The sequence below is a fragment of the Streptosporangium vulgare genome (assembly GCF_042428775.1).
GTDB classification, from domain to species: Bacteria; Actinomycetota; Actinomycetes; order Streptosporangiales; family Streptosporangiaceae; genus Streptosporangium; species Streptosporangium vulgare.
On the sequence record NZ_JBHMBS010000021.1, the window covers coordinates 33854 to 55441 of the forward strand.

Consider the following 21588-nt stretch of genomic DNA (forward strand, 5'->3'; position numbering starts at 1 on the left):
GCACCTCGTAAACGCCCGCCACGACCATGACGATTCGCTGCGTTCTTGCTCCGCGTCCCCTGTCCTCACCAGGTCTTCACCTCGTTCGCGTGCGTTCACGCGCCCACGTTCGGATTCGGTTCGGTGGCCGGCGGGGGACGCCCGTCGGTGGAGAAGGGAATCACATGTCCGAGCTTCTCAGTCTGGAACAGACCGAACAGCTTGGTATCGGTCAAATCCATGATCTGTACCGGCGGTACATCAACCGCAGCCAGGTTTCGCTGATGACCTCGTTCGGTTTCGGCCGCGAGCTGGTCGACCACGCCGAGGGCGCGTACCTGCACCTCAAGGACGGTCGGCGCGTCCTCGACCTCACCGGTGGTGTCGGGGTGCTCAACCACGGCCACAACCACCCGCGCATCCTGGCCGCCCGTACCAGGTTCCAGCGAGACCGCCGGATGGAGGTCCACAAGACCTACTTCTCGCCCTATCTCGCGGCCCTGGGACACAACCTCGCCCAGATCCTGCCCGGCGACCTGAACATGTCGTTCTTCCCCAATTCGGGTGCCGAGGCGGTCGAGGGCGCCGTGAAAATGGCCTACAAATATCACCGTGGCCGCCGCAACACCATTCTCAGGTCCGATATCGGTTTCCACGGAAAGCTCCTGGGTTCCGGCGGCCTGACCGGCAGCACGCAGAACCGTTTCGACTTCCCCACCATTCCGGGAATCGTCACCTTCGAGTACGGGAACCTGGATTCGGTCCGGGCCGCCGTACGGGCTCATCGCGGCGATGTGTACGCCCTGCTCATCGAGCCTTTCAGCGCCTCGACCATGAACTGGTGCTCGGAGGAGTTCCTGCGCGGGGTGCGGGACATCTGCACCGAGGAGAAAATCATCCTCGTCTTCGACGAGATCTACACCGGATGGGGAAAGACCGGGAGCCTTTTCTACTTCACGCGCTACCCGGACCTCGTTCCCGACGTGCTGACGACGTCCAAGTCCTTCGGCGGCGGGAAGTCCTCGATATCCGCGTTCATCACCAGGGAACCGGTGTTCCGCAGGGCGTACGACAACATGTCCGACGCCCTGATGCAGAGCACCAGCACCACGTACTACGGGTTCGGCGAGGAGACCGCCACCGCCATCGAGGCCGTCAACATCGCGATCGAGGACGACTACGCGGGACGCGCCAGGGACCTCGACCGCGTCCTGCGGCCAGGGCTCGAACGTGTCCAGAAATCCCACCCCGACTACGTCGAGGAGGTCCGCGGGGCCGGAGCCCTGTGGGGGATCTTCCTGTCCGGCGGCCCCAAGCTGCTCGACCTGGCCGGGAGGTTCTCGCCCCTGAAGGACCCGCAACTGCGCACGAAGCTCGTCGCGTGCTCCGTGATCGACACGCTCTACCACGAGCACGACGTCTACGCCTACTACACCCTCAACGGCCGCAGCCCGCTGGTCGTGGGCCCGCCGCTCGTGGCGGAACCGGCGGACATGGAACGTTTCCTGGAGGCGCTGGACGCCACCCTCGCGCAGGGCCTGCCCCGGTTGCTGACCCGCTTCCTCAAGGAGAAGGTGAGCTCACTGTGGTGAACCCCTCCGCGCGCGTGGTGGTGACGGGAGCCGCGGGGATCCTCGGCTCGCACCTGGTCGGCCGCCTCCTCACCGACGGGGCCGCCCCGTGCGGGATCGACGTGCGCGAGATCCCCCCTGCCCCCGGTCTCACCTCGCGCGTGGCCGACATCCGCGACACGCGGGCGATGTCGGAGGCCCTCGCGGGAGCGGACACGGTCGTGCACTGCGCGGCGGCGCTCCCCAGCTACCCGGCCGAGCAGATCCGGTCCATCATCGTCGACGGCACCGCCTCCGTCCTGCGCGCGGCCGACGCCGCCGGGGTGCGCAGGGTCGTCCACATCTCGTCCACCGCGGTGTACGGGCTGCCGAAGACGGTGCCCACGACGGAGGAGCATCCCCGCGAACCGGTCGACACCTACAGCGCCGCCAAGGCCGAGGCCGAGGAGATCGCCGAGAAGCACCGCGCGGGCGGGCGGTGCGTGAGCGTCCTGCGGCCCAAGACGTTCCTCGGCGCGGGGCGCATGGGCCTGTTCTCGATGCTCTTCGAGTGGGCCGAGGAGGGGCGCGACTTCCCGGTCCTCGGACGCGGTGACGTACGCATCCAGATGCTCGGGCTCGAGGACCTGGTCGACGCGGTCACGACCGTCATCGCCGCTCCCGACGACGTCGCCAACGACACCTACAACCTGGGCGCGGCGCGTTTCGGCACCATCCGGGAGGACTTCCAGGCGGTGCTCGACGCGGCGGGCCACGGCGGGCGGGTGATCTCGGTGCCCGGCCGCCCGGCGGTGGGGGCGCTGCGGCTCCTGGAGCGCTGCAGGCTCTCCCCGGTGTACGGCAGGCTGCTGCACAAGCTGCTCGCCGACTCGTACGTGAGCATCGACAAGGCACGGGAGCGGCTCGGGTTCACCCCCCGCCTCTCCAACCGGGACGCCATCCTGGGCACCTACGACTGGTGGCGGCGCAACCGGGTCGAATCGGGAGGCCGCGCCACCGGCCGTACCAGCAGGGACCCCTGGAGCCAGGGTGTGCTCGCACTGTCCAAGGTCTTCTTCTGAGCGTTCCCGGAGGTGAGGTATGTCCAGCACACCGCTGGAACTGCCACCGGCACTGGCCGTCCCCCCGGCGTCGTCACGCCGGAGTCTGTCGCGTGACCTGCTCGTTCTCGTACGGCCCCACCAGTGGCTGAAGAACCTGCTGGTGGTACCGCTTCCCCTGGTGGCACCCGCGGCCTGGACGCCGGCCTCGGTGGCGCGGCTCGCCGTCGCGGTGGTGGTCTTCACCCTGGCGTCGGCCCTGGTCTACATCGGCAACGACATCGCCGACCGGGAGCGCGACCGCAGCCACCCGGTCAAGTGTGGCCGCCCGATCGCGGCCGGGCACGTCTCGGTGGCGCTGGCCGTCGCCCTCGGCTGCGCCCTCACCGGGGTCCTGGCCACGTTGCTCGTCCTGGTCGTCCCCCGGCTGGCCTGGCCGGTCGCGGGCTATCTGGTGCTGAACGTCCTCTACAGCACCTGGCTCAAGCACGTGCCGCTCCTCGACCTCTTCGCCGTGGTGCTCGGTTTCGAACTGCGCATCGTCACCGGGTACCGGGCCGTCGACGTGACGCCGTCGACCTGGCTGCTCCTGTGCGTGTTCTTCCTCTGCCTCATGCTGATCCTGGGGAAGCGCCGCAGGGAGCTGGAGGACTCGGGGGCCACCCACCGGCCGGCGCTGGCGGGATACTCGCCCGGCCTGATCGACCAGATGCTCACCCTCAGCGCGGGCCTGACCGCGGTGGCGTTCCTGTTCTTCCTCAGCCGTACCCCGCCCGCGTCCGACTTCGACGACCTGGCGACGCTGCTGCTCACCCCCCTCGGCCTTTTCGGCCTCTTCCGGTACCTGCAGATCCTCGCCGTCCACCGGGCCGGGGGAGACCCGGTACGGGCGCTGCTGCGTGACCGGGCGATCGTCCTCACCGCCCTGCTGACCGCCGCGCTGCTCGCGGCCCTGGTGGTCACCGGGCATGTGGCGGGTGCGGGGTGGCTGCCATGACCCCCGGCGGGTTCGGTGACCTCGTGTCCCGGGACGGACCGCCGGCCTCGGCGACGTCCGCTCGCGATCGCGCGTCCGTCCGCGACCGTCTGTCCCTTCGCGTACGCCCGTCCGTCCGACCGGCTCCGTCGGTGAAAAGATGATCAAAAAGATTCGCCCGGTACTGACCCTCCTGGCCGTGCTGACCGTCGCGGTGTTCGTCGCCGTGACGGTCGGTGAGCAGGACTGGTCGCTGCTCGCCGCCCTCGCGGAGCCGAGGGCACTCGCGCTGGTCGGCGCCGGGCTCGTCGCCAACGCGGCCGGACTGTTGCTCGGCATGCTGTCGTGGCGGGCGCTGATCGTCGGTGCCGGGGCACCGGTCGGGATGTGGGCGGTGGCCCGCATCTTCTTCGTGGGATTCATGACCAAGTTCGTGCCCGGCCGGGTCTGGGCGCTTCTCGCCAACATTCAGATGGGAAAGGCGAGCGGCATCCCACCGGCGAGGACGGCGACGGTCTACCTGGTCAACATAGCCGTCGGAACCCTGACGGGGCTCACGACGGGCCTGGTCGCGGCGCCGGCCGTCCTCGGCGAGCACGGCGCGTGGATGGGGCTGGCGGCGATACCGGTCGTCGCGTGCGTCATCCGCCCGGACCTCACGCACCGCGTCGCCACGGCCGCCGCCCGGGTGCTGCGACGCCCCGGGCCGCTCACCAGGACCTCGGACCGGGCCGTGCGCCTGGCGATCGTCCTGCAGACGCTCTCCTGGCTGGTCTCCGGCCACCACCTCTGGTTCCTCGCCCTCGCGGCGGGCGCCCCGCCGCTGCGGTCGTACGTGATATGCGTGGGCTCCTTCGGCCTGGCCGTCGTGGCGGGCCACCTCATGGTGCTCGTCCCCGACGGCCTCGGCGTCCGCGAGGCGATCCTGCTGGCGGCCCTGACGACGGTGCTGCCTCTTCCCGTCGCGGGCACCATCGTGCTCACCAGCCGGCTGGTGTGCACTGTCAGCGAGGTGGGCCTGGCGGCCGCCGTGCTCGGCGTCGCCCAGCTGCGGGTGCGAGCCGGGAAGGGGGGAGCACAATCACCGGGAGTGGTTTCCGCCTCACCGTCGTCCTTGTCCGAGGTCTCCTTGGCATCGGGGGAACCGCGGGAATCATCGGAGGATTCACCGGGGGAGAGCCGTTCCCGGATGCCGGCGCGGGCGCCGGAACGGGAAAAGGGGGTGGGCGCCACCCCCTGATCCGGAGCCGTGAGGAAAGCGCGTCCCCCCGAGGAGTCCCGTGTGGGAAAGCTGTCGTTCGAAAAGAGTCGTTCGAAAAGATCGGATGGAAAAGCCCGCTGCGGAGGGCTCATCCGGGAAGTCGCACTATTTTCCCTCGCCGACCAGACCGTAACGCATCGCGAGAACGACGGCCTGGGTCCTGTTGGGGCAATTAAGCTTGAGGAGTATATTCCCGACAAGGCGTTTCGCGCCGTGCAGGGAAATGTTGAGACTTTTCGCGATCTCCTTGTTGCTGAGGCCGTCGGCGAGGAGTTCGAGGGCGGACTTCTCCCTCGACGTCAGCTCGATGAAGCGCAGGTGTGACGTCTTCAGCGCGCGGGCCGCCGAGTCGAAGACCTCCGAGATGATCTCGGCGGGAACGGCCGCCTCGCTCCGTGACACCTTGACCAGGGCCTCCTCCAGCGTGTCCTTGTTCAGCTCGCGCTGCAGGATGAACCCGTCGGGCCGCAGGGACACCAGCTTCTCGGGATCCTTGGCGCTCGTGTCGTCGATGAAGGCGAGAACCCGCACGTCAGAGGCGTGGGCGGCGGAGACGACCCGCTGGGCCGTCGCCCATTCCGTGTAGGAGACCATGACGACGTCGAGAGACCTGAACGTCTCGTTCACGGATGTCGCGTTATTGGGCCGAAGCTCCCTCAGGCTCTCGACCACCTTGAGATCGGTGAGGGCGACCCTCAGCCCGAAACGGAGTATTTCATTCTCGGAGACTATTCCGACGTTAAGCTTTTGGTCTGCAATCTTGACGCCCGATCCTCGATTTTGTTCTATCACTCCGGCCCCCGATTGTTTGGGCGGATATTGCCTCACTCGTTCATTATGGGCACAAGGTCAAGATGTTGCAATAACGGAACTAAATTCGTCCAGCATGCGGACGGCGCCTCGCTTCCGGATGCCCGGTTATGTTTTGTGAAGTTTACGGTCACCCTTAAGGGGATTACGTATCAGCGCCTTACCGGCTGTCGCGGTCGCGGCCGTACGGTTTCGGATCGGAGGTCGGGCCGTATTCCGCGGTCGATGGAACGGCTTGCGAATGCCTCCTTGCCGGAATATCCTCGGCAGGATGGCGATAAAGGACGCGCGTATTTGTTTAAGGTAGACCGTAATCGATGTCACGCGGCTGGGTGACCGTGCGGGAGTCGCCGTCCGGAATGTCTCTCGTGACGCCCGCCGCGGTGCCGGGCTGGATGATTGCCCCCTCGTGCGTCACCCGAGTTCCTCCTTCATTGGGAGAGCGCTCTCTGACTTCTACAGATTCAACATTTGTGACGGATGATGTCAAGGGTGGTCCGGGGGCGGGAAACCCCGCAGGGACTATCGAGGGCCATCGGGGGTGAGGGACGGGCTACCGTACACAGGGTGTACGTGAAGATCTGCGGGCTGCGCGAGCCCGGACATGTGACGGCCGCCGTGGAGGCGGGAGCCGACGCCATCGGGTTCGTCCTCACCAGGAGCTCGCGGCGGGTCACCCCCGCGCGGGCGAGGGAGCTTGCCGAGGCGGTCCCCCCGCACGTGCTGACCGTGGGGGTGTTCGCCGGTGAGCCCTCCGAGGAGGTCAGGGCTGCCACGCTGGAGGCGGGCCTGCGCGCCGTCCAGCTGCACGGCGACCACCCGCACGAGGACTTCACCGCGCTGAGGGACCTCGGGGTCACGCTGGTGCGCGCGGGGGCCGCGAGCACCGACCTGCGCTGCGGCGCTCTCGACGAGGACCTGCTCATCGTCGACGCGCCCAGGCCGGGCTCGGGGGAGCCGTGGGACTGGTCGGCCGTGCGCGGGCGCCCGGAGGGCCGCTGGATGCTGGCCGGTGGGCTGGACCCGTCGAACGTGGCCCGCGCGATCGCCGCCGCCCGGCCCTGGGGGGTCGACGTGTCGAGCGGGGTGGAGGTCGCGCCCGGGGTGAAGGACCCCGGTCTCATCAGGGACTTCGTCACCGCCGCCCGCGGCGGCTGAGCGTCGCGGCCGGGCTCGCCCGGCGGGGGTCCGGACCGGTGACCCGGCACCGTGTGCACGAGGCCGGTGTCCGGGTTGGTCACCCGGCACCGCGTCCACGAGGCCGGTGGCCGGTCTGGTCACCCGGTGGCACGTCCGTGAGGACGGCGGCTCGGGCGTTCGAGGACCGGGAGCGGAGCCGTCCGGGGGGCCGGTGCCTGTTCGGGGGAGCCGGTGCTGTTCATCGGCTCGCGTTGTTCAGCGGCTGGCGCTGTTCATCGGCCCGTGCTGTTCAGCGGGTCTCGGTCAGCTGCGGGTAGAGCGCGGTGAGGTCGCCGGAGAGCGCGGCCCTGACGCGCGTGCTGATCGCGTCGGCGAGGACCTCGTACCGCCCGGCCTCCACACCGTCGAGGGCGGCGCGGGCGACGGCCGCGGGATCGCTCTTGGGCCCGTCGACGTGCGCGGCCATGTCGGTCTCCATGTATCCGACGTGCAGGGCGGTGACGAGGGTCTTCTGCTCGGCGAGCTGCAGGCGCAGCGCGTTGGTCAGGGCCCAGGCAGCCGACTTGGCCGCCGAGTAGGCGGCGCTGCTGGGGAGCGCGATCCAGGACAGCACCGACAGGACGTTGAGGACGGCCCCGCCGCCGTTGCGCGCGAGGACGGGGGCGAAGGCCCGGCTCATGGCGAGCGTGCCGAAGTAGTGGGTCTCCATCTCCAGCCGGAAGTCGTCGAGGTCCCCGTCGGGGAGCCCCGCCCTGGTGGAGCTTCCGGCGTTGTTGATCAGCAGGGTGACGTCCCGCGCCACGTCGGCCGCCGCGCGGACGGCCGCCGGGTCGGTGACGTCCAGCGCGATGGGCACCACGCCGGGCGTGGTGATCGTGTCGGGGTTGCGCGCGGCGGCGTAGACCTTCGACGCGCCGCGTTCGAGCAGTGCCTGGACGAACCGCTCGCCGAGCCCGCGATTGGCGCCGGTGACGAGGGCGACAGAACCGTTGATCCGCATGATGTTCCTTACCGTGGGTGGTCGCCGAGGACGCCGGTGGCCGGGACGCCGCGAGACGGTCTCCCCGTCACGGGGTCACCGGAAGGGTTCTCCGGCATCTGAGTTTGTATATCCAACCTAGCATCCTGGATTGGAAAACCCAACCTCGCATAGACTGGAATCATGCCCACGAAGATCGACCGCGTACCCGAACCGCGCTGCTCCGTCGCCCGGAGTTTGCAGGTGCTTGGGGAGCGGTGGACGCTGCTGATCGTCCGGGACGCTCTCGCGGGCCTGACCCGGTTCGCCGACTTCCGCGAGTCCCTGGGCGTCGCCTCCGACCTGCTCACCAACCGGCTGAACGCGCTGGTCGACGCGGGTGTCATGGAGCGCCGCCCCTACCGGGAGCCGGGGGCCAGGGTCCGCCACAGCTACCACCTGACCCCGGCGGGGGAGGAGCTGGTGACGGTGCTCGCCTCGCTCCAGCAGTGGGGCGACGCCAACCGGCCCCACGAGGCCGGCCCCTCGGTGCTGAGCCGCAGCCGGTCCACCGGACGTGGCGTGCGCGTCGCGTTCGTCGACGACACCGGCGCGCCCGTCCCCCGGGAGGATGTCGACCTGGTCTTCCTCGGTACCTGAGCGGCCCTCCGGGATACGGCGTTGCCAAAGTCGTCAACCATCTTTACTATATAGACAACCTCGTTGACGATATCGCCCTGAGTGCGATCACGGAGCCCACGTCCGAGGACCCGGAGAACAAGAGAGAAGGCCCCCATGTCCCATGCCGTCTTCGTCACGCACACCGCCGAGAGCGCCCCGCCCGACGCCCGCGCCACCATCGAGGGCGTACGGCGGAAGTTCGGCCACGTCCCCACGCCGGTCGGCCGGATGGCCACCTCCCCGCAGCTGCTCAAGGGGTTCCTGGCGGCGAGTGCCACCTTCGAGCAGAGCACCCTCGCCCCGGTCGACCGGGAGATCGTCATCATGACGGTCGCCACCCGCAACGGCTGCCACGTCTGCGTGGCGATGCACACCGCCACGCTGGTCGGGCTGGAGGCCCCGCCCGAGCTCGTCGAGGCGCTCCGGACCGGCGAACCCCTCCCGGACGCGCGGTCGGAGGCGTTGCGGTCGTTCACCGTCGCCGTCATGGACCGTCGCGGCGCGGTCGGCGACGAGGAGATGCTCGCGTTCCTCGACGCGGGCCACAGTGCGCGGAACGCCCTTGAGGTCGTCCTCGGCGTCGGCGCGTACACGATCTCGACCTTCGCCAACCGCCTGATCGACGCCCCCCTCGACCCGCCGTTCCGCGACTTCGCCTGGGACGGGGGGACGGCCGGGGTCTGACCGGTTCGCGGCGCCGTTCCGCGTTCCGGGGGCTCCGGGCGGCCGTTCGCCCGGTATCCCGGCCTTCCTGTCGCTCGCGTATCCGGAAGGCCGGGTGGCCGTGCTCGCCGCAGGCCCTGTGCCCGATGGGGTCGAGCCGGTTCCTCCCGCCTGCCTCCGATCGTTGCCAGATACCCCCCATGGGTATAGATTGGGCATCGGTAAACGATCGACAGGTGAAGGAGGAGATCGTGATGTCCGAACCGGCGCAGCACGCGAGCAGTCCGGGCGGCGAGGGCCACCACGGATCCGGCCACCATCCGCGGAAGGCGACCTGGCGGGTGGCCGCGTCGGCGACCCTGCACTGCCTCACCGGGTGTGCCATCGGTGAGGTGCTCGGCATGGTGGTCGGCACGGCTCTGGGGTGGCCGAACGTGCCCACCCTCGTCCTCGCCGTCGCGCTGGCCTTCTTCTTCGGATACGCGCTCACCCTGGTCGGGCTGCGCAGGGCCGGAGTCGAGTGGCGCGAGGCCCTGCGGCTGGCGCTCGCGGCCGACACCCTGTCCATCGTCGTCATGGAGATCGTCGACAACGGGGTGATGGTCGTCGTCCCCGGTGCGATGGACGCGGGGCTCACCTCCGGCCTCTTCTGGGGCTCACTCGCCTTCGCCCTCGCGGTGGCCTTCCTGGTCACCACGCCCGTCAACAAGTGGGTCATCGGCCGGGGCAGGGGGCACGCCGTCGTCCACGCCTACCACCACTGAGAGACAGTCCTGCCGCTGAGAGACCGTTCCACCACCGGGAGATCGTCGAATCCGATCGGATCAGGGACGGCGGACCCCGACGACGGTGCTGAGGTCCCCGGACAGCGGGAGGTCGACGGCGCGGAGCGCCGGATGCTCCAGCCAGTGGACGCGGGCGGAGTCGGGCCGCCCGAGATGCTCGGGCGGCCAGGTGGCCGACGGGGTGAAGTCGTCGACGACCAGCACGCCACCGGGGGTGAGCAACCGCCCGGGGTCGGCGGCGGCCTCGACCGCGCGGGCCACGAGGGGTGGGAGGCCGGTTTCGCTCCGGTACGCCTCGGTGCCTAGCAGTGACATGAGGGCATTATCAGGAAAAATCACTGTCACCTGGACTTGTTTCGTGAAGACGATCACCGTCCGCACGTTCCGCCCCGGCGGACACGGGAACGAACACCGGATCAGCAGGACGACATATCGCCAGGTCGTGAGGCGCCCGCACCGGCGGGCGGCCGCGCGCCGGGCGCCGGGCGCCAAGGACGTGACGCATGCATATCGATCTCACCGGCAGGACGGCGCTGGTCACCGGATCCACCCAGGGCATCGGGGCGGCCATCGCCACCGGCCTCGCGCGGGCGGGCGCGACAGTGGCCGTCAACGGCCGCAAACCCGACAAGGTCGAGGTCGCCGCCGACGTGCTGCGCGCCAATGTCCCCGGCGCGCGGGTCGTCCCGCTCGCCGCCGATCTCGCCACCGAGGAGGGCGCGGAGCGCGCCGTGGACCTCCTGCCGAACGTCGACATCCTGGTCAACAACCTCGGGATCTTCGAGTCGAAGGACGCCCTGGAGATCACCGACGACGAGTGGCGCCGCTACTTCGAGGTGAACGTCCTGTCCGCGGTCCGCCTCACCCGCGCCTACCTGCCGGGGATGACGGCGCGCTCCTGGGGCCGCGTCCAGTACATCGCGAGCGACTCCGCGATCGTCACCCCCATCGAGATGATCCAGTACGGGATGTCCAAGACCGCCCTCCTCGCCGTCTCGCGCGGCTTCGCGAAGAAGGCCGCGGGCAGCGGCGTCACCGTCAACTCCGTCATCGCCGGCCCCACCCACACCGGCGGGGTGGAGGACTTCGTCTACGGGCTCGTCGACCGGAGCCTGCCCTGGGAGGAGGCCCAGCGCGTCTTCATGCGCGAGCACCGCCCGCAGTCGCTCCTGCAGCGGCTGATCGAGCCGGAGGAGATCGCCAACATGGTCGTCTACCTCAGCTCGCCGCAGGCCTCCGCCACCACGGGCGGCGCCCTGCGCGTCGACGGGGGATACGTCGACGCCATCCTCCCCTGAGCGGCGAGCGATGCCCCCGCTCTTCCGGCGGGCCGCCGACCGGCTGACCGACGCCGCACCCGGCTGGCTGGTCGAGACGGTGAGGCCCGCGCCCGCGCCGCTACGGTGGTGGCCGATGCTGCGCCTGGCCGTGGCGGTGACCGTCCCGCTCCTGCTGGGGTTCGTCTCCGGGAACGTCACGACCGGACTGCTGCCCGCGCTGGGCGCGATGAACGCCGGCATCGCCGACCGGGGCGGCTCGTACCGGGCCAGGATCGTCCTGATGGGCGCGGCCGGTGTCGCCGGGGCGCTGGGGTATCTCGTCGGGTCCATGGTCCGCGGCCACGGCTGGTGGATCGTGCCGGTCGTGGTGGCCGTCTCGGTGGTGTCCGCGTTCGTCAGCACGGGCGGGGCGACGGGCTCGGCGGCCGGGCTGCAACTGCTGGTGATGACGGTGATCGCCACCGGGATAGGACTGCCGGGAGCGTCGGAGACGAACGCGCTGGCCTTCCTGCTGGGCGTGCTGTGGGTGATCGTGCTGGCGGTCGCCGACTGGCCGTTCCATCCCCGGGCGCCGGAACGGGGCGCCGTGATGGAGGTCTACCAGGCTCTCGACCGGCTGTTCTCCGACCGCGACGCCCCCGCGCTGGCGGCGTTCGACACCGATCTCAAGCGCGGCTACGACGTCGTGCTCGGCGCCCGCTCCCCGGCGGCGGGGCTGGATGCCGATCGCACCCGCCTGGTCGCCCTGCTGAACCAGGCCTCGCTGATCCGCAACGCGCTGCTCTCGCTGCGCTACGAGGGACGCGAGCCGCCCGCCGAGGCCGCGTCCGCCGTCAGGGCCGTCGCCGGGGCGCTCGCCGGTGGGCCCGCGCCCCGGATGCCGCCCTGCGAGCTCGGCTCGCCCGCCGCGCGCGCCCTCTGCTCCGCCGTGCGGGGAGCCGTCGAGCTGGTGTCCGGCGGCGACGTCGCGGCGGACCAGCTGCCCTACGAACCGGTCGGCTACCGCTCCCGGGCCCTCTCTGTTCTGGAACAGATGTGGCGGGGCCACCTCGTCCGCGTCTACACGGTCCGGCTCGCGCTCTGCATGGGCGTCGCCGCCGCGTTCAGCGCGTCCGGCCGGCTCGAACGGTCCTACTGGATGATGCTGACCGTCGCGCTGGTGCTCAAGCCCGACTTCGGGTCGGTGTTCGTGCGCGCCGTGCAACGCGCGCTCGGCACCTTCGTGGGCGCGCTGATCGGCACCCTCCTGCTCGTCCTGGTGCCGTACGGTCCGCTGCTCCTGGTCCCCATCGCCGTGTGCGCGGCGCTCATGCCGTACGGCCTGCAACGCAACTGGGGGTTGATGTCGACCTTCCAGGCGTCGCTGGTCCTGCTCCTGGTGGACCTGCTGACCCACGGAGGCCCCGACCTGGGCAGGATCCGGATGGTGGACACGCTGATCGGATGCGTGATCGTCCTGGTGCTGGGATACCTGCCGTGGCCGGCGAGCTGGGAGGCGCCGGTCGGGCCGCGGCTCGCCGACGCGGTGGCGGCCACCGCGAACTACCTGCGGCACGCGTTCGACACGGAACACGCCGGCAGGGCGCGGCTGCGCCGCGGGGTGTACGACGCCCTGGGCGACCTGCGGACGGTCTTCCAGCGGGCCCTGGCCGAACCTCCCGTGATCAGCCGACGCGTCACCACCTGGATGCCCGCGATGGCAGCGCTGGAACAGGTGGCCGACGCGATCGCCGTCACCGTCGCGTGCACCGAGCGCGGCGCGCCGCCGCCGCCGGAGGCGGCCGTATGGACGCTGGCGGGCAGCCTGGAGGACATCGCCGGGAACATCCGGGAGAGAAGCGACCCCGGCGACCCCGGGCTCTGCGCGGAGGAGTCCCTGGAACGGGTCCACTCCGCGGTCCGTGGCCTGCGCGACACGGTGTCGGGTGACCGCCGGGGCTGACCTGACCGGCACCGTGTCGCGCGAGGACCGACCTGTCGCGAGGGCTATATGAACAGGCTCAGCAGCAGGACGAACACCAGGCCGGTCACCGAGATGATCGTCTCCATCACCGACCAGGTCTTGATGTTCTGGCCCACGGTGAGCCCGAAGTACTCCTTGACCAGCCAGAAGCCCGCGTCGTTGACGTGGGAGAAGAACAGCGAGCCCGCGCCGATGGCGAGCACGAGCAGCGAGGTCTCCCCGACGCTGAGGTTGGCGACCAGCGGGGCGAGGATCCCCGAGGCCGTGACCGTCGCGACGGTCGCCGAGCCCGTGGCCAGCCGGATGAGCACGGCGACCAGCCAGGCGAGCAGCAGCACCGACAGGCCGCTGTTCTCCACCCACGTGGCGATGAGGTCGCCGATCCCGGTGTCGATCAGCGTCTGCTTGAAACCGCCGCCGGCGGCCACGATCAGCAGGATGCCCGCGATCGGCGGCAGCGACTGCTCCAGGGACTTCGCGACCCCCTTCCTGTCCATGCCGGCGCCGAGGCCCAGGGTGAACATCGCCACGATGACGGCGATGAGCAGCGCCACCAGCGGCGTACCGAGGAAGTCGAGGACCGTGCGCAGCACGTTGCCCTCGGGGGCGAGGATGTCGGCGAGGGCCTTGCCCATCATCAGCACGACCGGCAGCAGCACGGTGGCGAGGGTGACGCCGAACGACGGCCGCCGGGTGTCCTCCGCCGGAGGCCGGGTCTCGTAGAGCTCCGGTGCCGGTACGTCCACCCAGCGGGCCGCGTACTTGGCGAACAGCGGCCCGGCGATGGCGACCGTCGGGACGGCGATGAGCACGCCCAGGCCCAGCGTGATGCCGAGATCGGCCTTGAGCGCGTCGATGGCGACCAGCGGGCCCGGGTGCGGGGGGACGAGCCCGTGCATCACGGAAAGACCCGCGAGCGCGGGGATGCCCACCCGGATCAGCGAGACCCCGGAGCGGCGCGAGACCAGGAAGATGACCGGCATCAGCAGCACGAGGCCGATCTCGAAGAACATCGGCAGGCCGATCAGCGCGCCCACCGCGGCCATCGCCCAGGGCAGGGAGCGGGGGCTGGACCGGCCGACGATCGTGTCCACGATCTCGTCGGCCCCGCCTGAGTCGGCGAGCAGCTTGCCGAACATCGCGCCGAGCGCGATGAGGGTGCCGACACCGGCCGCGGTGCTGCCGAACCCGTCGGTGAAGGCGGCGATGGTGTCGGTCATCGCCAGGCCCGCGACGGCTCCGACCGCGAGCGAGCCGAGGGTGAGGCTCAGGAAGGGGTGCAGCTTGAAGTACGTGATCAGTACGACGATCAGCGCGATGCCGACGAGCGCGGCGGGGACGAGCCTGCCGGGGGAGGTGGCGGCGGGTTCGGCGAGCGCGGTCAGGAGGGGGCTCACCTCGCGCTCCCGGCCTCGCCGGCGTCCCGGTTTCCGGGTTCGGCCGTCGCGGCGAGGTAGGCGTCCACGAGCTCGTCGACGGACATGGCGAAGTCGAGGACGATCCCCCGCTCGTCGGGCTCCAGGGGCTCCAGGGTCTTGAACTGCGACTCGACCAGCGAGGCGGGCATGAAGTGTCCCGGGCGGCCGGCCACTCTCCGGCGTACGGCGTCCATCTCGCCGTGGAGGTGGACGAAGGTCACCGTCGGTGCGGCCTCGCGCAGGATGTCCCGGTAGCTTCGTTTGAGTGCCGAGCAGCTCGCCACGCCGCCGGTGGCGGCGTGCTCGGCGAGCCAGACGCCGATCGCGCGCAGCCAGGGCAGCCGGTCCTCGTCGTCGAGGGGGATCCCGTCCGACATCTTGGCGATGTTCGCCTCGCTGTGGAAGTCGTCGGCGTCGGCGAACGGCAGCCGTAACCGCTGGCTGAGGGCGGCGCCCACGGTGGTCTTGCCGGAACCGGTCACCCCCATGACGACGAGCAGCGCGGCGCCGGGGGGTGGTGCGGCGGGATCCTGAGTGGGGTTCATGGAGACGGCCTCCCATGTCGATCTTCGCGACAGCCTGACTGGATCAGTGATCTGCACCCAGAGTTAAAGGTTGTAAATCACGTTTTGTACTGTTACTTCCCTTTTTGGGATGTTCAGTCGTTGTGAGGGGTAACGACCGGACGACTATGGGACTGCACCGGAGCGCCCCGAATAAACTCGGCGCGCTGGTCGCGTCGGGTGACCTCGTCACCGGTCAGGTGCCGCGACCCGGGCCGCCCGGCTCCGCGCGGGGCGTCCGGGGCGGTGATCCACACCCCGGAGCCCGTCAGGACCGGCCGGTGACCGTACGGGTGCCGGCGTCGTGGCCGCACGCGAGCGGCGGGAACTCCCGCCGTCCCCGGCTCCCGGGCTCCGGCCTCGGGATTCGCCAGGCAGGCCAGGTGGGCACGGTGGGCACGGCGGTTCGGTGTACCGGCCTGGAACCCTCCCGCCCCTGGGATCGTTCGGCGGGGCAGGCGGGTCCGGGGGAGCATGGGCGGGGGAGTGGAGGACGGCCCTCGGGGGGGAGAGCCGGAATGGGGCCGGAAGGGGCGGGGGAGAGGTGTCAGGGCTTGCGGGCGACACCGCAGAACTGGGACACCTCCGCGGGCTCTCCCCACGGCGTGTGCTCCGGGCGCCAGCGTGAGCAGGAGACCACGCCGGGCTCCAGGAGGTCCAGGCCGTCGAAGAACGAGGCGAGGTGGTCACGGTCGCGCGCCACGATCGGGGTGCCGCCCCGCTCCATGAACCGCCGCATCGCCTCGTGCATGGCGTCACCGTGCACCTCGGCGGTGGCGTGCGCGATCACCAGGTAGCTGCCCGGCGGGACGGCGTCGACCAGGTCCCGCACGACTTTCCCGGCCTCCTCGTCATCGGTGAGGTGGTGCAGGATCCCCAGCAGCATCAGCGCGACGGGCTTGGTGAAGTCGAGGGTCTCCGCCGCGACCCGCAGGATGTGGTGGGGGTCGCGCAGGTCGGCGTCGATGTAGGTGGTGGCGCCCTCGGGGCTGCTGACGAGCAGGGCGCGGGCGTGGACCAGGACCAGCGGGTCGTTGTCGACGTAGACGACCCGGGACTCCGGGGCGAGCCGCTGCGTCACCTCGTGCGTGTTGTCGGCGGTGGGCAGGCCCGTGCCGATGTCGAGGAACTGGCGGATCCCCGCCTCGGTGACGAGGTGCTTGATGCAGCGGCCGAGGAACGCCCGGTCGGCGCGGGCCGAGTCGACGATGCCGGGGATGAGCCCCTCGACCATGTCCCCGGCCTCGCGGTCGGCGGGGTAGTTGTCCTTCCCGCCCAGCCAGTAGTTCCAGATGCGGGCCGAATGAGGCCGGCCGGCGTCGAGTTCCACGGGCTGCCAGTCGGATTCGCGAGAGGTACTCATGGGGGCGGGATCCGTTCATGAGGTATTCGCATCGAATGGGACGGGAGGTAGTCGATCACAAACGTGATGTTCGAGGCAAATCAACTGCGCGTCCACGGTCATCGTGAAGCCCTTATGCGGCTGCCATTTCACGTGATGAAGAGCGACGAACCCCGAACGCCCTCCGAGGCACGGGAAAGGCGGCGATCGGGCGGGAGTACTGGCGGCGCGGCACGGACACGCCCGCCGATCACCGTTCTCCACCCGTCTCCTCGGATGCCGTTTTCTTCGGACCCGCGACTCGGCCGACTCGCGGCGGAGGTGACGGAGTATTGGCACGAAATACGCGACATTCAGCCACCCGAAACGCGTTCCTGCGGGGCGGGGCTTTTGCCGAGAACGAATGCGCGGCCCGGGGCGGGAGCCCCACGGATCCGGCCGGGTGCGTACGGCGGAGGGCCGGATCCGTGAGGCTCCCGCGAGGTGGTGACGAGCGGATGTCCGGAACGGGGCAGGTTGCTCCGACGTCCCCGCCGAGTGGCACCGCAGGGGTGCCCGGCGAGGAGACAGAGCCGTGAAGTACAAGCTGCCGGCGTGCGGCGTCGTCGCAGGCCCGCTGTTCGTCGCGGTGGTGCTGATCCAGGCGTTCACCCGCGAGGGGTACGACCTGGGCCACCACCCGATCAGCCTGCTGAGTCTCGGCGATCTGGGCTGGATCCAGATCGTCAACTTCACCGTGACCGGCGTGCTGTACGTGGCCTGCGCCGTCGGCATGCGGCGGGCACTGCGTCCAGGCCGGAGCGGCACCTGGGGCCCGCTGCTGGTCGGCCTTCTCGGGGCCGGGCTGATCGTGGGCGGGGTCTTCGTCACCGACGCGGGCGCCGGGTACCCGCCGGGCGCTCCCGCCGGGGCACCCGAGATCAGCTGGCACGGTGCCGTGCACGGTCTCGGGCCGATGCCGGCGGTCGGCGGGATGACGGTGGGATGCCTGGTGTTCGCCCGCCGGTTCGCCGCGCTCGGGTGGTGGGGCTGGGTCGCGGCGTGCGCGGGGACCGCCGTCGCGGCCCTGGTGCTCACCGCGTGGCCCGATCCGGAGGGCCTCAGCGTGCGGCTGCTGCTCGCGTCGGCGGTCCTGTTCGCGTTCGTGGCGGCCCTGGCGGTCCGCGTGATGCGCGGCCTTCCGGACGCGGCCGTCGTCAGCCGTACCTAGGGCCGGAGATCTCCTCCACCGTCCGGAACGAGGCCGGAGGCGGGACAAGCCCGTGCGGCACAGGGACGCCTCGAGGCGGGGACCGGCGCGTACGGGACGAGCCGAGGTGGGGACCGGCACGCTGCGGGACGGTCCGAGACCGGACAAGCCTGTGCGGGACCGGGGCGAGACAGGTGGGCAGGTGGGAAGGGAAAGGCCGGGGCTCCCTCGCGTCACGAGGGAGCCCCGGCCCGCGGAGGCGGTCCCGGTGGGGCACGGCCCTAGCGGAGCGCGGCCCGCTTGTCGGCCGCCACCACGGAGATCCACACCATCGCGGTGATCGCGCCGACGGCCAGGGTCAGCGAACCGGCCCGCCCGCCCGACATCGCCCAGCCGTCCCCGAGGGCGAAGACCAGCCCGCTGAGCCGCGAGGCCGCGGCGAAACCGGGGCGACCGGCGCGGGAGAAGTGGCGGCCCAGGACGAAGCAGGCGGCGATGAGGGCGGTGAACGCGATGGACCCGGCGACCATGTGCATGAGCGCGTGCCAGCTCAGCGTGCCCGTCTGGCCCAGGGGGGTACCCGCGGGGAATCCGTCGCCCGGGTCCATCACGAAGACACCGGCGGCGGCCATCGTGACGCCGTTGACCAGGATCAGCCGGGGCGCCCACGTACCGCCGGGCGTGCCGCGCATGACGCGGCGCAGGCCGACCGCCCCGGCGGCCGTCAGGGCGCCGCTGAGCAGGAAGTTGGCGATCTGGAGCCAGCCGAGGTCGCCGGTGGCGAGCATGCTCAGGGGGTGGCGCGTCAGGTCGAACCCGTCGCGGGTGAAGGCCTGCGCCAGCGACACGACCGCGAAGAGGGGAGCGGCGGCGACGGAGCAGGCGAGCAGCACGCGCGTCGCGGGGGCGAGGGGACCGGTGACGTAGCCACCGGTGGAGTCGCTGCTGGAACCGGTGGCGATGCCGGGCCGGATGGCGGTCATGTCTGTTTCCTCTCGGCGTGACGGTGGTCCGTCGCCGTTCTCGGTCCGCCGGTTCGCCCGGCCTCGCTGACGCGTCGAACGGGAGGGGCGGGAATCGACGCCTCCCCTCCAGTGCACCCCTGAGCTGCGATCACCTGGATCCGGCGGGCATTCCCTGTCACATCGCATTCCCTGTCACATCCGGTCACGGCCCAGGTCGGGTGACGCGTGTCGATTTCCGGCCGATCCGTTCGACGCGTGGCCGAGGACCGGCGAGGATCGGTCACCTGACCACCCGAAGGAGATACGGCGATGCGATTCCTGATGACGTCCAAGGGCGGCGACACGGCGCCCCCGAGTGAGGCGATGCACGCCGAGATGGCCGCCTTCATCGAGGAGATGACCAAGGCGGGAGTGCTGCTGGCGACCGGCGGCCTGGACCCGGCCGGCACCCACATCTCGTCCTCCGGCGGCGAGATCACCGTCACCGACGGGCCGTTCACCGAGGCGAAGGAGGCCATCGTCAGCTTCGCGCTCGTCGAGGCGCGCTCGAAGGAGGAGGCCGTCGAGCTGGCCCGGGGCTTCTGGAGGATCGTCGGCGACGGCGAGGGGGACATCCAGCAGGTCTTCGGCCCGGGGGACTGACCGGGCGCTTGCGCACCCGGTCCGGAGGGTGCTCTCATCGAGCACGTGATGTCCGGAGACGCCCACCGCGCGGTCGACGCGGTCTGGAAGATGGAGTCGGCGAGGATCGTCGCCGGGCTCGTCCGGATGGTGGGCGATGTGGGGCTGGCCGAGGAGTTCGCGCAGGACGCGCTCCTGGCCGCCCTCGAACAGTGGCCGGGGGCAGGCGTCCCGGACAACCCGGGTGCCTGGCTGATGGCCGTCGCCAAGCGTCGCGCCATCGACCACCTGCGCCGTGAGGGGCGGCTCGGCCTCAGGCACGAGCAGATCGCCCACGACCTCGCCACCCGGCAGGACACCGCCGGGACGACCGGGGGCATCGGGGCCGTCGGGACCGCCGAGGCCGACATCGACGCGGCCCTCGACGACGAGGTGGGCGACGACGTCCTGCGCCTGATGTTCGTCTCGTGCCACCCGGCGCTGTCCGCCGAGTCCCGGGTGGCTCTGACGCTGCGACTGCTCGGCGGGCTGCGCACCGAGGAGATCGCGCGCGCGTTCCTCGTCTCCGAGCCGACCGTCGCGCAGCGCGTCGTCCGGGCCAAGCGCACCCTCGCCGCCCTCCGGATCCCCTTCGAGGTCCCGGAGGGGCCTGACCGGGCGGCGCGCCTGTCGTCGGTTCTCGGGGTCGTCTACCTGGTGTTCAACGAGGGGTACGCGGCGACTGCCGGTGACGACTGGATGCGTCAGGACCTCTGCCAGGAGGCGCTGCGCCTGGGCCGCCTGCTGGCCGGACTCGCGCCCGGCGAGGCCGAGGTGCACGGCCTGGTCGCGCTGATGGAGCTCCAGGCGTCGCGGTCGGCCGCGAGGACGGGAGCGTCGGGGGAGCCCGTCGCGCTGCACGAGCAGAACCGCGGGCGCTGGGACCAACTCCTCATCCGCCGGGGGTTCGCCGCCCTGCTGCGCGCCAGGCAGTGCGCCGCGCCTTTCGGCCCGTACGTGCTGCAGGCCGCCATCGCCGCCTGCCACGCGCGGGCCCGTACGGCGGAGGAGACCGACTGGACACAGATCACCGCCCTCTACGAGGCGCTCGCCCGGGTGCTGCCCACTCCTGTCGTGCAGCTCAACCGCGCGGTCGCGCTGGCCATGGCCCGCGGCCCGGAAGCGGGTCTGGCGCTCGCCGACACGCTGGTCGGCGAACCGGTGTTCAAGGGCTACCACCGCCTGCCCAGCGTGCGCGGTGACCTGCTGGCCAGGCTCGGTCGCCACGAGGAGGCCCGGCGGGAGTTCGAACGCGCCGCCGCCCTCACCCTCAACGGACCGGAACGCGCCATCCTCACAGGACGCGCCGCGGCCTGCGCCGATGTCACCGCGCGGAGAACGGCCGGACCGGGGGCTGCCGGGCCGGGAACGGACGGATCCGGAGTGGCCGGACCGAAGGTGGCCGGGCCGGGAACGGTCGCGCGAGGAAAATCCGGGGCGAGGACGGCCGGGCTGGAGACGGGCGAGCCGGAGACGGTCACTCCGGAAGGGCTCACTCGAAAGGCCGTGCCGAGGACGGTCGTCACCCTGGCCGAGGCCGCGAGCGCCTTCCTCGCCCGTGACGACCTGGACGCCGCGACCGTCCGCTCCTACCGCCAGACCATGAACCGGCTGCGCCGCGACCTCGGTGACGACACGCCGCTGCCGGACGTGACCGCCACGCGGGTCGCGGAGATCTTCGGCGCCGCGTGGGGAGACGCGGCCCCCGCCACCTGGAACCGTCACCGCGGGGCCGTCCGCTCCTTCTGCGCCTGGGCCGCCGCCCAGGAACCCCCGACCTCCGGAGCCGGGACGCGGGCCGCCGGTCGGGGTTCACCGGTCGGGGACCTGGGCGGTGGAGTGCTCCGCGACCTGGCCGCGGGGCTCGGACGCAGGCCCGAACCCCGGGGGCGCACCCACCCCATGGACCGGCCGCAGGTCGAGGCGCTCTGGGAGCGTCCGGACATCGCCCCGCGCGAGCGCGCACTGTGGGTGCTGCTCCACGAGAGCGCGGCCGGAGCGGGCCCGGTGCTCTCGCTCAACGTCGAGGATCTCGACCTGGCCGGAAGGCGCGGGAGGGCGGCCACCGGATCCGGCTGGGTTCACTGGCGCTCCGGTACCGCCGAACTCCTCCCGTACCTCGTCGCGGGCCGTCGCCGGGGCCCGCTCTTCCTGTCCGACCGCAGGCCCGGCCCCGGCCGGCCTCCGGCGCCCGGCGACCTGTGTCCGGAGACCGGCCGTCGCAGGCTCTCCTACGAACGGGCCGAATACCTGTTCAAACGGGCCACCGGCCACACCCTCGACCAGCTCAGGACCCGCTAGGGGACCGTCCGGCCGCTCCTCCCGCCGGACGGACCCCGTGACA

At 71.0% G+C, this 21588-nt stretch carries 21 protein-coding genes; 13 read left to right on the forward strand and 8 right to left on the reverse strand.

Going from position 1 to position 21588, the window contains the following annotated elements; all coding sequences use genetic code 11:
* Positions 1-95: 95 nt before the first annotated feature.
* Positions 96-302, reverse strand: a complete 207-nt coding sequence (locus ACFFRH_RS32315; protein WP_344743400.1) for a hypothetical protein — start codon at positions 300-302, stop codon at positions 96-98.
* Here ACFFRH_RS32315 and ACFFRH_RS32320 point away from each other — a divergent pair.
* The 4 genes from ACFFRH_RS32320 to ACFFRH_RS32335 all read left to right on the forward strand — a co-directional run bounded on the left by ACFFRH_RS32320 (position 264) and on the right by ACFFRH_RS32335 (position 4806).
* Positions 264-1571: an aspartate aminotransferase family protein gene (locus ACFFRH_RS32320; RefSeq protein ID WP_344743399.1), complete on the forward strand. Its 1308-nt coding sequence runs from the start codon at positions 264-266 to the stop codon at positions 1569-1571. The genes ACFFRH_RS32315 and ACFFRH_RS32320 overlap by 39 nt on opposite strands.
* Positions 1565-2611, forward strand: a complete 1047-nt coding sequence (locus ACFFRH_RS32325) for an NAD-dependent epimerase/dehydratase family protein (RefSeq protein WP_344743398.1) — start codon at positions 1565-1567, stop codon at positions 2609-2611. The genes ACFFRH_RS32320 and ACFFRH_RS32325 overlap by 7 nt, the downstream gene beginning before the upstream one ends.
* A 19-nt stretch (positions 2612-2630) precedes the next feature.
* Positions 2631-3587: a UbiA prenyltransferase family protein gene (locus tag ACFFRH_RS32330; RefSeq protein ID WP_344743397.1), complete on the forward strand. Its 957-nt coding sequence runs from the start codon at positions 2631-2633 to the stop codon at positions 3585-3587.
* A gap of 139 nt (positions 3588-3726) precedes the next feature.
* Positions 3727-4806 carry a lysylphosphatidylglycerol synthase domain-containing protein gene (locus ACFFRH_RS32335; protein ID WP_386161198.1) on the forward strand — a complete coding sequence of 360 codons (1080 nt, stop codon included), beginning with the start codon at positions 3727-3729 and terminating at the stop codon, positions 4804-4806.
* 126 nt (positions 4807-4932) lie between these two features.
* Here the strand turns inward: ACFFRH_RS32335 and ACFFRH_RS32340 are convergent, their stop codons facing one another.
* Positions 4933-5454 carry a helix-turn-helix transcriptional regulator gene (locus ACFFRH_RS32340; protein WP_344743395.1) on the reverse strand — a complete coding sequence of 174 codons (522 nt, stop codon included), beginning with the start codon at positions 5452-5454 and terminating at the stop codon, positions 4933-4935.
* A gap of 750 nt (positions 5455-6204) precedes the next feature.
* Between ACFFRH_RS32340 and ACFFRH_RS32345 the strand changes: the two genes are divergently transcribed.
* Positions 6205-6795: a phosphoribosylanthranilate isomerase gene (locus tag ACFFRH_RS32345; protein ID WP_386161199.1), complete on the forward strand. Its 591-nt coding sequence runs from the start codon at positions 6205-6207 to the stop codon at positions 6793-6795.
* Positions 6796-7066: 271 nt separating this feature from the next.
* Here ACFFRH_RS32345 and ACFFRH_RS32350 read toward each other — a convergent pair whose 3' ends face one another.
* Positions 7067-7777: an SDR family oxidoreductase gene (locus ACFFRH_RS32350; protein ID WP_386161200.1), complete on the reverse strand. Its 711-nt coding sequence runs from the start codon at positions 7775-7777 to the stop codon at positions 7067-7069.
* 162 nt (positions 7778-7939) lie between these two features.
* Between ACFFRH_RS32350 and ACFFRH_RS32355 the strand changes: the two genes are divergently transcribed.
* The 3 genes from ACFFRH_RS32355 (at position 7940) to ACFFRH_RS32365 (ending at position 9843) form a co-directional block, all read left to right on the forward strand.
* Positions 7940-8395, forward strand: coding sequence for a winged helix-turn-helix transcriptional regulator (locus ACFFRH_RS32355; protein WP_344743392.1), 456 nt, complete (start codon positions 7940-7942; stop codon positions 8393-8395).
* A 135-nt stretch (positions 8396-8530) separates the two neighbouring features.
* Positions 8531-9100 (forward strand): carboxymuconolactone decarboxylase family protein, encoded by a 570-nt coding sequence (locus ACFFRH_RS32360; protein ID WP_386161201.1) that lies wholly within the window; start codon positions 8531-8533, stop codon positions 9098-9100.
* Between the two features lie 233 nt (positions 9101-9333).
* Complete coding sequence (locus ACFFRH_RS32365; RefSeq protein WP_386161202.1) at positions 9334-9843, forward strand: DUF4396 domain-containing protein; 510 nt, start codon at positions 9334-9336, stop codon at positions 9841-9843.
* Between the two features lie 60 nt (positions 9844-9903).
* Here ACFFRH_RS32365 and ACFFRH_RS32370 read toward each other — a convergent pair whose 3' ends face one another.
* Positions 9904-10179, reverse strand: a complete 276-nt coding sequence (locus ACFFRH_RS32370) for an O-methyltransferase (protein ID WP_344743390.1) — start codon at positions 10177-10179, stop codon at positions 9904-9906.
* 188 nt (positions 10180-10367) lie between these two features.
* On the opposite strand from ACFFRH_RS32370, the gene ACFFRH_RS32375 reads away from it, so the two are divergent.
* On the forward strand, positions 10368-11162 hold the full coding sequence (locus ACFFRH_RS32375) for an SDR family NAD(P)-dependent oxidoreductase (protein WP_344746338.1): 795 nt from the start codon (positions 10368-10370) through the stop codon (positions 11160-11162).
* 10 nt (positions 11163-11172) lie between these two features.
* On the forward strand, positions 11173-13086 hold the full coding sequence (locus tag ACFFRH_RS32380; protein ID WP_386161203.1) for an FUSC family protein: 1914 nt from the start codon (positions 11173-11175) through the stop codon (positions 13084-13086).
* Between the two features lie 44 nt (positions 13087-13130).
* On the opposite strand, the gene ACFFRH_RS32385 is transcribed toward ACFFRH_RS32380, so the two are convergent.
* The 3 genes from ACFFRH_RS32385 to ACFFRH_RS32395 form a co-directional block, all read right to left on the reverse strand.
* Positions 13131-14504 carry a GntP family permease gene (locus tag ACFFRH_RS32385; protein WP_344746335.1) on the reverse strand — a complete coding sequence of 458 codons (1374 nt, stop codon included), beginning with the start codon at positions 14502-14504 and terminating at the stop codon, positions 13131-13133.
* Positions 14501-15070 carry a gluconokinase gene (locus tag ACFFRH_RS32390; protein WP_344746334.1) on the reverse strand — a complete coding sequence of 190 codons (570 nt, stop codon included), beginning with the start codon at positions 15068-15070 and terminating at the stop codon, positions 14501-14503. Before ACFFRH_RS32390 ends, ACFFRH_RS32385 begins: the two co-directional genes overlap by 4 nt.
* 565 nt (positions 15071-15635) lie before the next feature.
* Positions 15636-16451, reverse strand: coding sequence for an SAM-dependent methyltransferase (locus tag ACFFRH_RS32395; protein ID WP_344746333.1), 816 nt, complete (start codon positions 16449-16451; stop codon positions 15636-15638).
* 553 nt (positions 16452-17004) lie between these two features.
* On the opposite strand from ACFFRH_RS32395, the gene ACFFRH_RS32400 reads away from it, so the two are divergent.
* Positions 17005-17640, forward strand: a complete 636-nt coding sequence (locus tag ACFFRH_RS32400) for a DUF998 domain-containing protein (protein WP_344746332.1) — start codon at positions 17005-17007, stop codon at positions 17638-17640.
* 260 nt (positions 17641-17900) lie between these two features.
* On the opposite strand, the gene ACFFRH_RS32405 is transcribed toward ACFFRH_RS32400, so the two are convergent.
* Entirely contained in the window at positions 17901-18602 is a 702-nt protein-coding gene (locus tag ACFFRH_RS32405; protein WP_344746331.1) for a DUF998 domain-containing protein, read from the reverse strand.
* A 291-nt stretch (positions 18603-18893) separates the two neighbouring features.
* On the opposite strand from ACFFRH_RS32405, the gene ACFFRH_RS32410 reads away from it, so the two are divergent.
* Together ACFFRH_RS32410 and ACFFRH_RS32415 are read left to right on the forward strand one after the other, a co-directional pair.
* Positions 18894-19226, forward strand: a complete 333-nt coding sequence (locus tag ACFFRH_RS32410) for a YciI family protein (RefSeq protein ID WP_344746330.1) — start codon at positions 18894-18896, stop codon at positions 19224-19226.
* Positions 19227-19274: 48 nt separating this feature from the next.
* A complete protein-coding gene (locus ACFFRH_RS32415; RefSeq protein ID WP_344746328.1) occupies positions 19275-21545 on the forward strand; it encodes a sigma-70 family RNA polymerase sigma factor in 2271 nt (756 codons plus the stop codon).
* Positions 21546-21588 lie beyond the last annotated feature (43 nt).

Bases quoted from the DNA above. Each gene is read 5' to 3' on its own strand.
- ACFFRH_RS32320 (WP_344743399.1), top strand. From the start codon at position 264: ATGACCTCGTTCGGTTTCGGCCGCGAGCTGGTCGACCACGCCGAGGGC.
- ACFFRH_RS32330 (WP_344743397.1), top strand. From the start codon at position 2,631: ATGTCCAGCACACCGCTGGAACTGCCACCGGCACTGGCCGTCCCCCCG.
- ACFFRH_RS32335 (WP_386161198.1), top strand. From the start codon at position 3,727: ATGATCAAAAAGATTCGCCCGGTACTGACCCTCCTGGCCGTGCTGACC.
- ACFFRH_RS32350 (WP_386161200.1), bottom strand. From the start codon at position 7,777: ATGCGGATCAACGGTTCTGTCGCCCTCGTCACCGGCGCCAATCGCGGG.
- ACFFRH_RS32355 (WP_344743392.1), top strand. From the start codon at position 7,940: ATGCCCACGAAGATCGACCGCGTACCCGAACCGCGCTGCTCCGTCGCC.
- ACFFRH_RS32360 (WP_386161201.1), top strand. From the start codon at position 8,531: ATGTCCCATGCCGTCTTCGTCACGCACACCGCCGAGAGCGCCCCGCCC.
- ACFFRH_RS32365 (WP_386161202.1), top strand. From the start codon at position 9,334: ATGTCCGAACCGGCGCAGCACGCGAGCAGTCCGGGCGGCGAGGGCCAC.
- ACFFRH_RS32370 (WP_344743390.1), bottom strand. From the start codon at position 10,179: ATGTCACTGCTAGGCACCGAGGCGTACCGGAGCGAAACCGGCCTCCCA.
- ACFFRH_RS32375 (WP_344746338.1), top strand. From the start codon at position 10,368: ATGCATATCGATCTCACCGGCAGGACGGCGCTGGTCACCGGATCCACC.
- ACFFRH_RS32380 (WP_386161203.1), top strand. From the start codon at position 11,173: ATGCCCCCGCTCTTCCGGCGGGCCGCCGACCGGCTGACCGACGCCGCA.
- ACFFRH_RS32390 (WP_344746334.1), bottom strand. From the start codon at position 15,070: ATGAACCCCACTCAGGATCCCGCCGCACCACCCCCCGGCGCCGCGCTG.
- ACFFRH_RS32395 (WP_344746333.1), bottom strand. From the start codon at position 16,451: ATGAGTACCTCTCGCGAATCCGACTGGCAGCCCGTGGAACTCGACGCC.
- ACFFRH_RS32405 (WP_344746331.1), bottom strand. From the start codon at position 18,602: ATGACCGCCATCCGGCCCGGCATCGCCACCGGTTCCAGCAGCGACTCC.
- ACFFRH_RS32410 (WP_344746330.1), top strand. From the start codon at position 18,894: ATGCGATTCCTGATGACGTCCAAGGGCGGCGACACGGCGCCCCCGAGT.
- ACFFRH_RS32415 (WP_344746328.1), top strand. From the start codon at position 19,275: ATGTCCGGAGACGCCCACCGCGCGGTCGACGCGGTCTGGAAGATGGAG.